Here is a 15,176-nt window from a genome sequence, read left to right on the forward strand (position 1 = left end):
TTGTTTTTTCATTATACCCTATAGAGAGAAATCCATTCATCGCGGTGCGCACTCCACGAATTGTTTTTCATATAGTTCATTGCGGCAAGTTCTTTCTCCCGTATTTTTCCAGAATAATAATCTTGAAACGCCTGTACCATAGCCTGAGCCAGAGCGTTCTCATGGTCCTGATTTGACTCATAATGGTAAACATACAGGCATTCCGACTGCTTCTGGATATCCACGACATTGGCGATATCAGGAGTCACAACCGTTTTTTCGTAGGAGCAGGCCATCAGTGCCGTCCCAGAATTCAATGACGACCGATAAGAATAGGGAGTCACCAAAAAAGCGGCACTCTTCAAATAGGCATAGACTTCTTCGTTCGGAACAAATTCCGGGGAAAAACAAACACCTTCCTGCGTTGATATCTTGTCCTCCAATGCATCCTGATAATCCTTGGGGCTCGCCTTTCCGCAAATAAGCAGCACCGCCTCAGGAAACTTCGTCTTTCGAATTTGAGCAAACGCATTAATCAATACATCTACATTCTTGTAATAGCGGACGGCTCCCAAGAACAATGCAATCGGAGCATTTTCTGCAATCTTAAACTTCGCCCGCACATCAAGGCTGGATTTCGGATACGATTCAAAGTAATCCCCATGCGGGATCAACTTCACCTTATGCAGTTGTCTTCGCAAATAGGGAATGTCAAAACTCTTTTCGCTCATTACATGAATAACATGCGAATAGTGAAGCAGCAAAAAGCGCAAAACACGATTATATGGAGCCCGCACCTCATGGGATTCTATATTATGGACAGTCCATACAATTCTTTTCCCAGAAACAATGACTCGAAGCAATACGAAAAGACGATAAACAAAAGACGAAAAATTTTCACACTGATCGAACCAGTTAAAATGGAAAACATCGCAGCGATATGGGGACAACCGCTTTCCCACAAGATCATAAAATCCGCTGCATTCATAATTTCCCGTTTGTTCAAGCAATCGGACAAGATTGGCTAAAAACAGATTTGTACTATTTTCCAACTCGGGGAAAAAGCACACCTTCACTTTAGATTCTTTTTTCATTTTTTCTTATGGAAATTTTTTTGTGAAAGGCCTTGCTTCCAGAAAGTTAGCAAAATGAACAGCAGTGCGATAGCAAAAACAACAACCTTTTCGACAATGCTCAGCGAACAGACCGTATTCACGGCAATATAGAGGACTGTCAAGCCCGCAATCCAAATGCCTTGAACAATCAGGTATTTTTCATAGGGCCAATACCCCATTCTCTTTAGATAGATGTTCATCCACACACATTGCATCACTTGATACAGCATCGAAGACAACGCAGCGCCGGCAATACCCATTCGAGGGATGCAAATGTAATTCAGGACAACGGCAACAACTAAGGATACGACATTCAAGAAGAAGAGAAAACTGCTTTTCCCCAAGCCATTGATAACAGAACCGGACAGACCAAAAAGTCCGTTGATCAAGTTCCCAATCATCAGGATACCCAATACGGCGACCGGACTCTCTTCGCTGACAAACGATTTACCGGCAATCATCATCACCTGTTCCGGGAACAAGACGATAAAGAATCCAATTCCAAGTTGAATCAACGTCACCATTGAGACGCAATACGAATACACCGGTTTCAGGTCCGTATCCAGGCGTTCCTTGGACATTCCTGCCACTACTGGAGTCAAAATGGGTTGGTAGCTTCGACGAATGACCTTCAGACCATTCGAGATTGTCACCATGACCGCATAAACACCTGCCGCCTCCGGCCCAATCAAAGCAAGGACCATCCACAAATCCACACGCAGCAGGAAAGCACCGACAATTTCCGAAAAACCGATTGGCAAAGAGAATCGGAGAAGTTCTTGTGGAATTTTATCTTTCACGAACCATTTCAATTTAGGGAACTGATAGTTCATGAGGAATATGTAAACAAAGAGTCCCAGCAAATTGGCGACAAACAGCCCCAACGGGAGCGAAAGCCGATCTTCAAAATGGAGAAAATGGAGTCCCAATGCAATTATGGGAGCTAAGGAGGACAAGGCAAATTCGTTTATGAATATCTTGTATTGGGGACGACGGTTCCCTTCCGAGGCCCCACCAAAAAGCACTAGCAAAGAATAAGGAAGAATCGAAAGTGCATACAAAGAAATTTCTAGCGGGGACAACATTTCTAGCCCCGATGACAGACGATGCAAACCGAAAAAAGAACCGACGCAGATGACAACCGTTATCAGAACCGCAACCGACGCGGTAATCCGCAGCGAACCGACAATGCCGTCATGTTCCGGCCGATTGCATACCTTATTTTGTGGCAGATAGCGATGCAGGCCATAATCGAAACCAAAAACAGCCACTCGGCATAAAGTCAGCACGAGCAATTGCGTAGAAACGTAGATTCCAAAAATTTCCTTGCCAAAAACACGGGCGATGACAATCGTAAATATGGGTGCGAGAACCTTGAGAACCATTCCCAGGAACGTAAAAAAAGTACCCTTCATCAAAAATTTTTGATCAGTTTGAATGGTATTATCGGCCATACCGTTTCCTACGCGAAAATTTTAAATAACGCCCAGCCATTTCAAAAGCTTGCTGAACCTTGGAAATTGGCGATACAGGAAGAAAAGCGGAAATGAAGATTTCTCTTCCAACACACGGGGTGCCCCCCAAAAACATTCCCTTGCATTATGAACGACTTGCAGCATGGACTCGTCCACGGACTGTTGTTCCTTCATTTTGACAAAGAAATCCTTTCTCATCAGCGGGTGAGGCTCCCTTTTCCCATCTATTCCGGTGCTGAAAAAATGGAGAATCTTGGAGCGGCAAAGAATCGGATAAATGGTCTTTACGCGGTACAGATGGTTATATGCTTCGCGAACCTGACAATTCCATTCTCCGTCCATTTCAACAATGGGGTGATTCAAGAGGTGATTCGTCTCGTTAAAAGAAATCTGGTCCGTGAAAATATCCTTTTTTTCGCATTGCCGGTATAACTCATGCCACCTAGAGAAGAATTCCCGTGCAGGCTTGTCATCCTTAGCAAAAACAACTCCACTATTGAAATACTTGTCGTGGAAGGAGAGCGAAAAATTCATCGTGTTCTTGTCAGCATTATTTTTCTTGTGCTTGACCTGGTACTTGTCATTTTCTCCACCGTGCATGTCAACAACGGCAAAGACACTACCTTTGGCATCCGTCAAATTGACATCCAATTTATCGACAATCGCCGTATCCCCATCAATAAACAGGAAATCGCCATGGATATGATTGCGCATATTCGTTTTTAAATACCTGGAACGAACCATATTCGACATTTTTTCATCAAAAGTGATGACCTTGTATTCGTTTACCAGGTCCTTGATTCCGGCACGGAACCCGACCAGGCTCTTGTCGGTCTTGTCATCGACCAATAGCGATACAAAAGCGTCGGGATTGTAATGGCGAAGGGATATCACGGAAACAAGAGTTTGTTCGTAATAGATATCTTTCTCGTTACTCACCAGAATATACAAGAACTTCACCATAGGACTTTCCTTCTTTTACAAAACTTGTTTAAAATTTAGAAATTCTTGCTTCGAAAAACACAACCTCCCCTAGAGGTCGAGTCGAAGTATCCCGCAACAAAAAAACACAAAAAAAACATCCGCATTGTCCATTCCATACTTTTTTTTCTAAATTATCGGCATATGGTTCAATTTAGTCAGACTTCATGGCAGGAATACACTCTAGCGAACATGCTCGAGACGATGCGATATGCACCCATGAACGTGACTATCGAAAAGAATCCCGTCATCCATTACACGCTGCCCAAGGCACTCGAAGCGGGCGAAATCGTCCGTTACGCGGTCGTTGTCGGATTCAGGAAAATCAGCTGGACCGGAAAGATCAGCTCCATCAACAACGGAAAGATCTTGGTGAGGCTTGACAAGGGCCCCTTCCGCGGATTTAACGCCAGCCACGAATTCACCGACGAAGGCAACCTGACCGGTTGCTACGATGAATTCTCTTTCCAGGGTTTTAGCGATTTTCCCGAAGAAACGTTTGCCAAGGTAATGGCAAGCGCCTCCATTGTTTACGCCGTCGCAAGCCGCAAGGATACGCGTGATGCACTTCTTGCGATCGAAAGCAAGAAGCAGACTCAAGGATTTTCCGCTATTCATCAATCCGCAACCGCCGGATAAGGTTGTCCATGTACAAAGACCTGGAACAGGCACTGCTCGACTTGGAAAAAGCAGGCATGCTCAAGCGTGTCTACCAAGAGGTGGATCCGTTCCTGGAAATGGCCGAAATGGCCCGACAGGCATTCGAAAATCACGGCCCTGCACTCCTTTTTGAACATGTCAAGGGGAGCCCCTTCCGAGCCGTCTGCAACATCTTCGGAACGCAGGAGAGGCTTGATTTTCTGTTTCGCAAGACGCTTGCCGGGACACAGACTGCGGTTCTTTTCAAGTCAAATCCTGTCGAATTCTTTAAACATTCCCGGCCGAAGGCCCTTTGTCAAGCAGCCCTAACGGGACTTCATTCGCTACCCCATAAAAGCGGAAGCATCCGGAACTTTAGAGAGTGCAATCTTTCGGATTTGCCGCAGATTGTCTGCTGGCCCCACGACGGAGGCGCCTTCCTTACGCTCCCGCAGGTGGCAACGCGTCCGGCAGAAGATGCAAGCGTCATGACCACAAATCTGGGAATGTACCGCGTACAGATATCCGGAAACGACTATGCCTCAAACGAATGCGGTCTACATTACCAGATCAAGCGAGACATCGCCAGGCACCACCAGAAGGCGATAGAAGAAGGACGCCCCCTCAAGGTGAGCATCTTTGTCGGAGGCCCCCCGGCCCACACGGTTGCCGCGGTTATGCCCATGCCCGAAAACCTGAGCGAACTTCTTTTCGCGGGAATGCTCGGCGGGCGCCGATTTCGCTACTTTATCTACAACGGCTACCTCGTTTCCAGCGACGCAGACTTTTGCATTCTCGGCGAAGTCCAGCCCGACTTGAAACCGGAAGGACCTTTCGGCGACCACATCGGCTACTATTCGGACAAGCATCTTTTCCCTTATTTAAAGGTGGAAAAAGTTCTCTGCAAGAAGAACGCGATCTACCCCTTCACGGTTGTCGGGCGTCCCCCGCAAGAAGACACCCTGTTCGGCAATTTCATTCACCAGGTGACCAAACCGATGGTGCCCGCCTCGATTCCCGGCCTCGCAGCACTCCACGCCGTTGACGAAGCCGGCGTGCATCCTTTATGTCTCGCCCTGGCTCATGAACGATTCCTGCCTTACATCAAGCCCGAAGAACGCGAGCCGCTCGAATTGCTAAAAACGGCGAACGCCATTCTGGGATTCAACCAGGCAAGCCTCACCAAGTACTTACTGATTGCAGCCGCCGAAGATTTCGCCGACAGAGAGGGCTCGCCCTCCCCGACGGCGATTGTACGCGATGTGGAAGGATTCTTCAAGCATGTGCTGGAGCGGGTCGACTTTTCCCGCGATCTGCATTTTGAGACCTGCACCAGCATCGACACGCTCGACTACGCCGGCGGCAGGCTCAATCACGGTTCCAAACTCACGATTGCCGCGGCGGGCCCTGTACGCAGAAACCTGCGACACAACCCGCAGGACATTCAAGCCCTCTGCGAAACACTTTCACCTGTGGGAATCACCGGTGCGGCGAGCCCCATGCCGGGCGTCATCATGCTGCAAGGGCCCGCCTACGACGCCACTAGCCGCAACGTCCTCTTCAATCAAATCACCGAAGCACTCGGCCGCTGGCCTTTCCGCGAAAACTACCCGTGGATTACCCTGGTCGATTCTGCAACAGACGCATTCCCAAGCGGTGCCGCCCAAAACACCCTCCGTGATTTCCTGTGGTTCACCTTCACGCGCTCGGACCCTGCCAAGGATGTATTCGGCTACAATGAGCGCACATGCGAAAAACACTGGAAATGCGACGCCCCGATAATAATTGATGCCCGCATCAAGCCGCACCACCAAAAAGCATTGACACTCCCCGATGACATCCGCAACCGAGCAAGGCAAATTCTTATAGAAGAAAATATCCTTCCGGAGGATCGATGAAAAAGAGCGTCCTCGCCATTCTTCTATTTCTGCTCTGTACCGCCACGACCGCCATTGCACAGCATACCTGCGGTACGGCGCAAGTTCTCCGCAACCTTCTGGAACAAAGAAATGGTTCGCCCATCAAGGAAATTGTTTCAAAGCCCGCCCTGGCGTTAACCTCCAGCGACGCCTGCACGATCGAAGACTACTATGACGAAATCCTGACGCAAACATCGGAACACTTCCAGATTTTCTACACCCTCGACGGACCGCATAAGGCCACCCAGGAATACATTGATTCGCTCTCCAAGCACCTCGAGTACGCATGGAATTTTCACGTCAAAAAAACGGGAATGCTCCCCCCCCTAGGAATAAGCAAGAGTTTTCATTACCAACAGGATGTCTTGCCCGGTCTCTATCCCGTTGAAGTCTTAGATATCGATCTCATTCGCGACTCCAAATCTTTATTCGTAGCAAGCGGTGCATGCCACGGTTGCTACGGCTTGACGATTCCTTTCGATTCCACCCAAAGCACCCTTATCATCGACAACGATTTTCGCAGTACACCTCGAAGCAATGCCACCAAGGCCTCAGTCCACTACAACGGCAAGGAATGTTTTTACGAAGAAGCTACACAGGACTTGACGAATTCAGCTCACGGTTACTCCTACTCCACCGAATGGAACCAGGGACTTCGCGTTACGGCGGCACACGAACTCTATCACGCCATCCAGCTCCGTTTCCTCGATTTTCAGAAACTTTATAAAACACCTTTCTGGTTTGAAGCATCCGCAATGGGAATCGAAGAAGTCGTAGCTCCCGATGTCGACGACTACTTCAACTACCTTTCGAAATTTTCCAACTCCATCGGAATCTCTTTCGACAACCTGAGCGAAGACTACGGTCCCGGACTTTTTTTCATGTATCTCTACAAATTTGTCGACAAAGGCTTCGACAAATCAATCTGGGAAAGTTTTTCTAGCGAACCCAGCAAACCGTTCCAGCACCATCTCACAAAGTACGCGAAAAAGCACCACCTCTCCGCGGACTCCCTTTTCCACAGCTTCGCCATAAAGCTTTCTTTTACCGGGAGTCGCGCCGCTCTCGTTGATTCCAACTTTTGGATAAATGACGACCAGCCGCGATGGCCCGAATTTAAGACCGTTGAACAAGCGGGTGATTTCGAGCCGTATTCGCTAAACGAACTCTCATACCGATTCTATTCCAACGGAAAGCCCGATCTTTCCAAATTTACAGGAAAATCCTCGGCGGTTTCCATCAGCGACAACCGATATTCCTTCCGATTTCTGCCGAATACAAACAGCGTCGATTCCGTCTACATCGAATCCACAAGTTCCTCCGCCGATTCCATCATTTGGATTCTGAGCAGGTTTACCGAAGTCGATCCGATTCCTACGGTTTTCAAGGATTCCACGCTACGCGCCTTCCCTACGCCATGGCGTCACGGCCACCTGTGCTTTACGCCGCTTCCGCAAGACAAAGAATACATCGAAATCCGCAACCGCCGTGGAAACCTCGTTGAAAAAATCAAGTACGACAACTACACGCTTTGCCTTGACGAGAGCAAGGTAAAATCGCTTATGGTTCCGGGCGTCTATCGATTCAGGGCCGGCAATAGCGGCAAACTGAAAGATTTTATCGTCATTTACTAGGCGCAACCCCATAGGCGCCATAAGGCCGAATGTAGGCAAGATTGTTACAACCAGCCGAAGATACTATTCGTCTTCTCTAGTTTCGGCAAAACAGAATGTGCCGTCGGTTTGTCCGTGTTCTTGAGAATAGCCTTGCAGGCTTCCGCGAATAACGTATGGCCATTATTGTAATGGTCGTCCAGGCGACGGCGAGCATAGCCATCCGCCGAATGGTTGTGAATCATAAAAGCCCAGTCCGAAGACTGGAACAACATCAGTTCGCGTTCCATCTGCTTGATGTAGCGAGTCAAAAGCTTTCCGCGCGGCGAACTTTCGCCCATCTTTTGACGGATAGAAATCAAGTGGTCAATCATCGCACGCAGACGATAGGACTGCGGATAATACTTATCGGTTTCACCGTTAATCCACACGGAGCCGAAACCGCCTTCGCCCCAGCTGGAAAAAGCCGGTTCATGCGATTCGGGATCTGCCGACGAAGTCATGATTTCGTCGGCACCGGCAAATTCGATGACCGACGAAGAGGCCGCGCGTTCCAGCATCGCCTCTAAGAACAGGGGACCTTCGAACCACCAGTGTCCAAAAAGTTCGGCATCGTAGGGGCAAAGCATTGCCGCCCTGTTGCCCTCCATGTTCACGAGCAGCTCCGAGATGGTCGTTTCGCGGTTCACCACGAAGAGGCGCGCATGGTCTTCGGCCAAGCGCATCGCATTCCAGGGGCGATAAATTTCTTTATGTTCGCCACCGGTAATGCGGTTATACTTAAAGCCCGAATCAATCGGCGTATCGCCCGCGAAGAAGTATTCGCCCAGGTAATCGCGCGGGCGATCTTTCGCGATATCGGTGAAAAATTCGCGGTACTCGGGGTGGCCCGGATAACCCGTGCGGCGACTCCACACTTCCATAGAGCTTTTCTGTTCACGCCCCATGCAATAAAGCCCCTGCGTGGTACGCAACGGCGTGAACACGCCGTACTTGGGCGTAGGTGTCGCCAGGAGAACCCCATGCGTTTCGAGGAAGAAATAATGCAGGCCGAATTCGGCGAGGTACTTGTCGAGTCCCGGAAAATACCCACATTCAGGGAGCCACACGCCCCTGGGCTTACGTCCAAAGGCTCGCTCAAAGCAACGCACCGTCACGTCAAGCTGCATCCGGATCGATGCCGGATCGCTTTGGTAAGCCGGCAGGAACGGGTGCGTTCCCACGCACGTGAGCAAATTCAGCTTGCCCGCCTTTTCAAGTTCCAGAAATTCCGCGAGCAAATTACGATGCAGGCGATTTTCCCACAAATCGATCAACGTTTGCTGGCGAGAAAGATAAAAGCGAGAAAGTTGCTCCAGCTCCGTTCCGGCATTGCGAGCCACTTCCTTTTCAATCAGTTCGAGTTGCTTTTTCAGATGCTCCGAGAACTTTTCGATCAAGCTCCCATCTGAAAGCATCTCAATCAAAGGAGGAGAAACACTCAGATTGAGCGTCCCGGGAACGCCCTTTTCCAAGAGGCGCCGCATCGCCTGCACCAGAGGCAGGTATGTTTCGGCAATAGCTTCAAACAGCCAGTTCTCTTCGAAAAAGCGCTCAAATTCCGGATGCCGCACAAAAGGCAAGTGTGCATGCATCAGGAACAGTATTTTTCCGGGAGCTCCCATTGAGTTCAACTACTCCGTGCGCTTCACCACGATCGGCACGATTGTCGTCGGGAAATCGCCATCCTTGTCGGTAGCGAACACGGGAATAATCTTTGTAGAATCCGGCAGGTCTTCTTCAAAGCTGAAGGTACCATCCGAATTCAGCGGGAACGGTTCGCCGCGCACCTGGAGGTGAGCATCCGGACGGGTTCCGCCATAAACGATCAAGCGAGTCTTCACCCACAGGAAGAAATCCTTGCCGTAGTTCACAGAATCCTTGGAAACTTCGATGTTGTTGGACTGCAAGGCAGCGCTGGACAATGCACCGGAGAACATGGATTCAGAAGAACTGCCGAAGTTTCCACCGAGGCTCTTGAGCCAAGATTCTGCGGTCTGGCTCGAGAAACCGGAACTCATGAAGTTACCGAGCGTATTGCCGCCGAGAGAAGCCTTTGCAAAGGCGTCATTCTCAGCAGGTGCGGCAGCGGACTTGTCAAAAGTCATCACCGGAGTAGATTCAACGATGGGCATGAAATTCTTGCCGGACACGGCGCCGAGAACGGCTACGCAGGACTTACCTGCCGTATTTTCGACATACCAGCTACGGGCATTGGCCGGCACTTCGATATCGCGGAACTTGCGCTTCTTGCTGCGCTGCACCGTGAGGTCATCAGCAATATCGAACAGACGAAGAACGATTTTCCCCTTACCCTTCTTCGCTTCGTTAATGCGATTTTCAGATACTTCCCAGAAGGCATGCATCCAGTTCGGGTCCTTCTGCATGAGCACCAGGTATTCGGCATCAAAGGACTGCGCCATCTTGGCGACTTCCTTTTCGGAAGCCTTTTTAGCAGCCTTCGTCGCGGTCTTCTTTGCGGCAACGGCCTTAACCCCTTCCACGACACGCTTCTTGGCAGACACAGCCTTTTCGGCCGTGGCGGAAGCCTTGGCAACCGCAGCCTTCTTCACCTTAGAGACTGCCTTCACGGCCTTTTCTTCTGCTTCCTTCATCGACTTGAGCGTCGCGGACTTCGATGCGGTCTTCTTTTCGGCGGCCTTCGTCACCTTCTTGACCTTATCCGCGGCTTTTTCAGCAATTTCCTTTACAGCCACTTTGATCTTGGACTTTGCATCCGTTTCTTTTTTTATAGCCATACTAGGCCTCCTTCGTTAAAAAACTACCGGCGTTCCATTCCCCATGTGGCGATTCCAGTCAGACCGATTCTGAGCCCAATGAACATTTCTTCCCACTGATGATCGGTATCCGCAAAACGTTTTCCACCCTGAATCGCAACGTCAAGAGACGTCCCCTTTCGTCCAAGCGGAAAACCGCCACCCAAAGAACCACCCACCTCGTAGACATCCTTGATATACCAACTATGGAACCAGGCTCCCACGCGGTAATTAATCCTGGTCAAGTACGAATCGTAGAAAAGCGGACTGCCGTCGCACTGATAACCCACAGAGACCATCACATCCTTCTGGGTTTCAGTCGCCTCGGGAATATTCCATCCGCCCGCAATGTTCTTGACATCGTCATCCCAAACGCGCCAGGTCAAATCAAGCATTATGTTATGACGTTTCGCCAAGCGATAATTGATGCCGGTCGCGAGAAGAGCGGGCACATCGATTTCACGAGTATAACGAGTCGAGGTCAGCGTATCCAATTCACTAAACCTTAAGTTGTAATCCAAGGTATTTTCGAGAGTATACCCCGTCGTATAAGAGAAGAAGAACGACGCAAGCTTGCCGCGGTACTGGAGAGCTCCCGTATAGTATGCCGGATGATCCTTGATTTCCCAGGTTCCGTCGACATAATCCGAAATTCTGTAATTACCACCCGCCCAGGCATCGTCTTCATCTAGGCCGGACTTGTCTGCACCCAGAGTCATAGAACGGGAGGTATTTCCCATAACCACGTGGGCGGAAGCACCCAGCGAGAACGAACGCAAAATCGGAAGGCGAACCGCATAAGTCGGAACCAGTTCATACACACTTCCCTTGTATTCGATTTCAACCTTCGAACCATTAGCGGTATAGTCTTCCTTCAAAGACGAGGCATAATGTTGCCACAGGGAGACACCCATCGTTCCCCAATCCGACATCGGGAAGGACAAATTGAACGAGGGCAAAGACAGGCTGTTCAGCGTATAGTGCGAACCGTCTTTTCTGGCCTCGGTCATTTCCATAGCGAAATTCAAATTGAAAACAACCTTTGTATCAAAGGCAAATCGAGCCGGGTTTACTAAAGAAAGACCTTCCGCATCGCCCGTTTTGGCATTACCCGAAAAACCGCGACCGGCGGCCGAAGCCGTTCCGCCCTGCACCTGTTCTTCGCCCAAGGCTTCCATTCCGATCATGGAACCGAAGGAGAAACCCGCCAAAGCACACAAAGCAACTAAAAACTTTTTCATTACTTATCCCCCCGCTTGGACGCCAGCCAAAGCTTGAGCGTCACAGGATTTTCCATCGCCTTCGAAAAGTCGTAGCGGGCATAATCGAAATAACTCAGGCGAAGATAGCTCGTATCTCCATCGGCAGTCCTATAGGTCGCATAAGTCGTATCTTTCTCCTGCAAGAAGGGGTACCCCATACGCATAATGAACTTCATGGAACGTCCATCGCTCGCCTTGTTGATAAAGTCTCGGGCACCTTCAGTCAATTGCAGTGTCAGGGAGTCGCCCTCATGGAAAATCAAGTTCGGGTGTCCCGATTCCAGAATGACCTCGTTATTGAGCAGGTAGCTTTCCATTCTTCTGATTTTCTTGTCGGCGCTATCGACATAGGAGCCAGCGACAACCTGAATTGGCAGTCCCAATTCACTTTCGCCCTGAGAATCGTCGCGCGACATCGTCAACTGCGCAAGGATGACCGTCTGACGCACATCGTTCTTGTCGCCATCGCTGTAAGGGAATTCATCTCCATAGAATTCGGAGAGGGCCTTCAAAATCGGTTCCGACGGGAGTTCCACCACCAGGGAATCGAACACACCGCCATGCAACACCAGGCATTCCTTGCATTCTTCCTCGTTCTTCACGACATTCGCCATACGGAACGGGGTCGGGGCCGGATTCAGGAAATTCAGCGAATCCGCATAAGGAGCGAAAATAGGCGGATAATTGCTGGCATCACCGTAGAAACGATACAGGTGCTTAGCTTCGGGAGCGGACAGACGGAGCTGCAAGTGGATTGCCCCGCGGGCCTTCTTCAGATCTTCAAGCAAGGCGGCAGGCAGGTCCATACGGATCGAGGTGTCCCCCGCCGCATGATTCACGGCGTACACCGTATCGGCAGAACCATCCGCAGTCCACTTTTCAAGGCTCCGGTACCAAGTCGTATCCGCCACCTTAGATATGCTGTCCAGGAACTTCTTTCCTGAACCCGTATCCAGTTTCCAGCTAAGATTCAGCTTCAGGTCTTCTTCGACCGGCAGGGAATCAGACGGATAATTTTCGGAAGTATAAAGAGGGCGCAACCAGAACAACGAAAGGTATGCCCCGGCCGTATCCGATTCGGAAAGGCTCTTCATGAAGCCGGAATCCGGCATAAAGGCGATATCCAGCACCAAATCATGGCTCAAGTTCGCCGTGTGTCCGAGCACAGCCTGGTAATCTGCCGAGGTCGGGAACGTATCCAGGAAAACCTCAGCCGAGGCAATCGACAAATCCGGGATGTTCAGAGTCTGCACCTTATAGCTACTTGGCATTCCCTGATCCGAAAGCCAGTTCGACAAACCATCTTCGTCTGATTCAAAAATACAGGCCGTCAAGGCAAACGCCAAAAACGCAACCAGGCCCAACAAAACAATCTTTTTATTTTTCACTCATTACTCCGAGTATATTCTTCTAATTCCGTGGATAATATAGAAAACTACATCTTTCAAAATATGAATTTTCCTATATTTGTGCCGTAAAAAACTAGAGGATATTATGGCTCAATTCAATGCCCATTTTAGGAACATCAACGGGGACGACACCTACCCGCTGACCGACGTCATTTACAGGAGCAAGGTGGACGGCAGCCTGCTCGAAGTCGAACATGACCGTGCAGCACTTGCTGAGAAGAGCCCCGAAGAATGGAAGAAGCTCTTTGCCGAACGCCGCATGAGCTTTGAACCGGCCGACATGAGCGGCATCTGGAGCAAGCGCGAAATGGTGCTCCCCGACATGCCCCTCGAAGACATCGTGACGATGCGCGAAGGCTGGAGCCCGCTCTTTGACGCAGCCCCGCTGGCCAAGGAAATGGGCATCAAGAGCCTGAAGGTGAAGCTCTGCGGCAACTCCCACACGGGCAGCTTCAAGGACCTCGGCATGACGGTCCTCGTGAGCCAGGTGAACCACATTATCAAGAAAAAGATTCACGAAATCGACGCCGTGGCCTGCGCCTCTACCGGCGACACCTCCGCAGCTTTGAGCGCCTACTGCGCGAAGGCCGGCATCCCGAGCATCGTATTCCTCCCCGCCGGAAAGACGAGCGTTGCCCAGCTGATCCAGCCGATTTCTAACGGCAGCATCGTGCTCGCCCTCGACACCGACTTTGACGGTTGCATGAAGATTGTGCAGCAGGTCACCGCCGACAACCGCATCTACCTCGCCAACTCCATGAACAGCCTCCGCGTGGAAGGCCAGAAGACGATTTCTCCGGAAATCTGCCAGGAAATGGGCTGGAAGGTGCCCGACACCGTGATTATCCCGGGCGGAAACCTCGGTAACGTGAGCGCCCTCGCGAAGGGTTTCGAAGACTGCAAGGCCATGGGCCTCATCGACCGCATTCCGCGCATCATCGTCGCCCAGGCCGAGAACGCGAACCCGTTCTACCAGGCTTACGAACGCGGCTTCGACAAGCTCGTTCCAATGCAGGCGAAGAAGACACTTGCAAGCGCCATCCAGATCGGTAACCCGGTCAGCTACCCGAAGGCCGTGCGCGCCATCCAGAAGACGAACGGCATGGTCGTGAGTGTTTCCGAAGAAGAACTCGCGAACGCCGCCCACCGCGGTGACCGCATCGGTCTCTACTGCTGCCCGCATACCGGTGTGGCCCTCGGCGCGCTTGAAAAGCTCGTAGCCGCAGGCAAAATCGACAAGGAAGAAAACGTGGTCGTCATCAGCACGGCACACGGCCTCAAGTTCACCGAATTCAAGGTGGGCTACCACGAAAAGAAGCTCGAGAATATCTGCTCCAAGTTCGCGAACCCCGTGTTCAAGGCTCCGGCAGACCTCGGCGCCGTCATGGACATCTTGAAGAAAGAGATGGCTGAACGCAGAAGATAATTCGGATTTCAGAATTCGGATTTCGGAATTAATATCTCTGAACAAAGCCGAAGGATTCCTCCTAAAGAATGTAGCTCCGCATAAATGCGGAGCTTTTTTGCACATGACCGAGCCGAAGAGTTAGCTTTATTTTTGCGGCCTTGAGTCTTTTGGAAAAAGACCGGTTCCCAAGGCGAGAGAAGCGGCAATGCTTGCATTGCCATTTCCGAGCCGCTGATCGGCTGAAAGACATGTTCGCAGACCGAGCGTCGCGACCGTGCTTGCACGGGCATGGCCGACCCCAGAACAGGCGTAGAAAAGGCCGTAAGGCGAGCGCAGCGGCGGCAAACAAGTTTGCCGACATTGCCGAGCCGAAGAATTTGCTGTAAGACTAACACATAAGACGAGATTCTTACTCTTGTAAAAAGACTAACTCGTAAGGCGAGAGACGCGACCGTGCTTGCACGGGCATTTCCGAGCCACTGATCGGCTGAAAGACATGTTCGCAGACCGAGCGTCGCGACCGTGCTTGCACGGGCATGACCGAGGTCCAGAACATGCTT

Annotated in this window: 11 protein-coding genes; 4 read left to right on the forward strand and 7 right to left on the reverse strand. The window is 50.5% G+C overall.

Annotated elements, in window-relative coordinates; all coding sequences use genetic code 11:
- Positions 1–11: 11 nt before the first annotated feature.
- From BUA93_RS15715 to BUA93_RS04140, 3 genes are read right to left on the reverse strand one after another with little or no spacing between them, the layout of a single operon-like run.
- Positions 12–1,073 (reverse strand): glycosyltransferase family 4 protein, encoded by a 1,062-nt coding sequence (locus BUA93_RS15715; protein ID WP_083597113.1) that lies wholly within the window; start codon positions 1,071–1,073, stop codon positions 12–14.
- On the reverse strand, positions 1,070–2,548 hold the full coding sequence (locus BUA93_RS04135; protein WP_072977676.1) for an oligosaccharide flippase family protein: 1,479 nt from the start codon (positions 2,546–2,548) through the stop codon (positions 1,070–1,072). The genes BUA93_RS15715 and BUA93_RS04135 overlap by 4 nt, the downstream gene beginning before the upstream one ends.
- Positions 2,549–2,569: 21 nt before the next feature.
- Positions 2,570–3,532: a glycosyltransferase family protein gene (locus BUA93_RS04140; protein ID WP_072977678.1), complete on the reverse strand. Its 963-nt coding sequence runs from the start codon at positions 3,530–3,532 to the stop codon at positions 2,570–2,572.
- A gap of 162 nt (positions 3,533–3,694) precedes the next feature.
- On the opposite strand from BUA93_RS04140, the gene BUA93_RS04145 reads away from it, so the two are divergent.
- The 3 genes from BUA93_RS04145 to BUA93_RS04155 are packed head-to-tail and all read left to right on the forward strand — an operon-like array spanning position 3,695 to position 7,742.
- Positions 3,695–4,189 (forward strand): SRPBCC family protein, encoded by a 495-nt coding sequence (locus tag BUA93_RS04145; protein WP_139257751.1) that lies wholly within the window; start codon positions 3,695–3,697, stop codon positions 4,187–4,189.
- A gap of 8 nt (positions 4,190–4,197) precedes the next feature.
- Positions 4,198–6,087, forward strand: a complete 1,890-nt coding sequence (locus BUA93_RS04150; RefSeq protein WP_072977681.1) for a UbiD family decarboxylase — start codon at positions 4,198–4,200, stop codon at positions 6,085–6,087.
- Positions 6,084–7,742, forward strand: a complete 1,659-nt coding sequence (locus tag BUA93_RS04155; RefSeq protein WP_072977683.1) for a hypothetical protein — start codon at positions 6,084–6,086, stop codon at positions 7,740–7,742. The genes BUA93_RS04150 and BUA93_RS04155 overlap by 4 nt, the downstream gene beginning before the upstream one ends.
- A gap of 44 nt (positions 7,743–7,786) precedes the next feature.
- Here BUA93_RS04155 and BUA93_RS04160 read toward each other — a convergent pair whose 3' ends face one another.
- From BUA93_RS04160 to BUA93_RS04175, 4 genes are read right to left on the reverse strand one after another with little or no spacing between them, the layout of a single operon-like run.
- Complete coding sequence (locus BUA93_RS04160; RefSeq protein WP_072977685.1) at positions 7,787–9,385, reverse strand: glycoside hydrolase family 57 protein; 1,599 nt, start codon at positions 9,383–9,385, stop codon at positions 7,787–7,789.
- 9 nt (positions 9,386–9,394) lie between these two features.
- A complete protein-coding gene (locus tag BUA93_RS04165; RefSeq protein WP_072977687.1) occupies positions 9,395–10,519 on the reverse strand; it encodes a DUF4912 domain-containing protein in 1,125 nt (374 codons plus the stop codon).
- Between the two features lie 23 nt (positions 10,520–10,542).
- Positions 10,543–11,778: a hypothetical protein gene (locus BUA93_RS04170; protein ID WP_072977689.1), complete on the reverse strand. Its 1,236-nt coding sequence runs from the start codon at positions 11,776–11,778 to the stop codon at positions 10,543–10,545.
- Complete coding sequence (locus tag BUA93_RS04175) at positions 11,778–13,187, reverse strand: hypothetical protein (protein WP_072977691.1); 1,410 nt, start codon at positions 13,185–13,187, stop codon at positions 11,778–11,780. The genes BUA93_RS04170 and BUA93_RS04175 overlap by 1 nt, the downstream gene beginning before the upstream one ends.
- Positions 13,188–13,293: 106 nt before the next feature.
- Between BUA93_RS04175 and thrC the strand changes: the two genes are divergently transcribed.
- Complete coding sequence (gene thrC, locus BUA93_RS04180) at positions 13,294–14,634, forward strand: threonine synthase (RefSeq protein WP_072977692.1); 1,341 nt, start codon at positions 13,294–13,296, stop codon at positions 14,632–14,634.
- The last annotated feature ends 542 nt before the right edge of the window (positions 14,635–15,176 follow it).

The sequence above is a fragment of the Fibrobacter sp. UWH4 genome (assembly GCF_900142475.1).
Lineage (GTDB): Bacteria > Fibrobacterota > Fibrobacteria > Fibrobacterales > Fibrobacteraceae > Fibrobacter.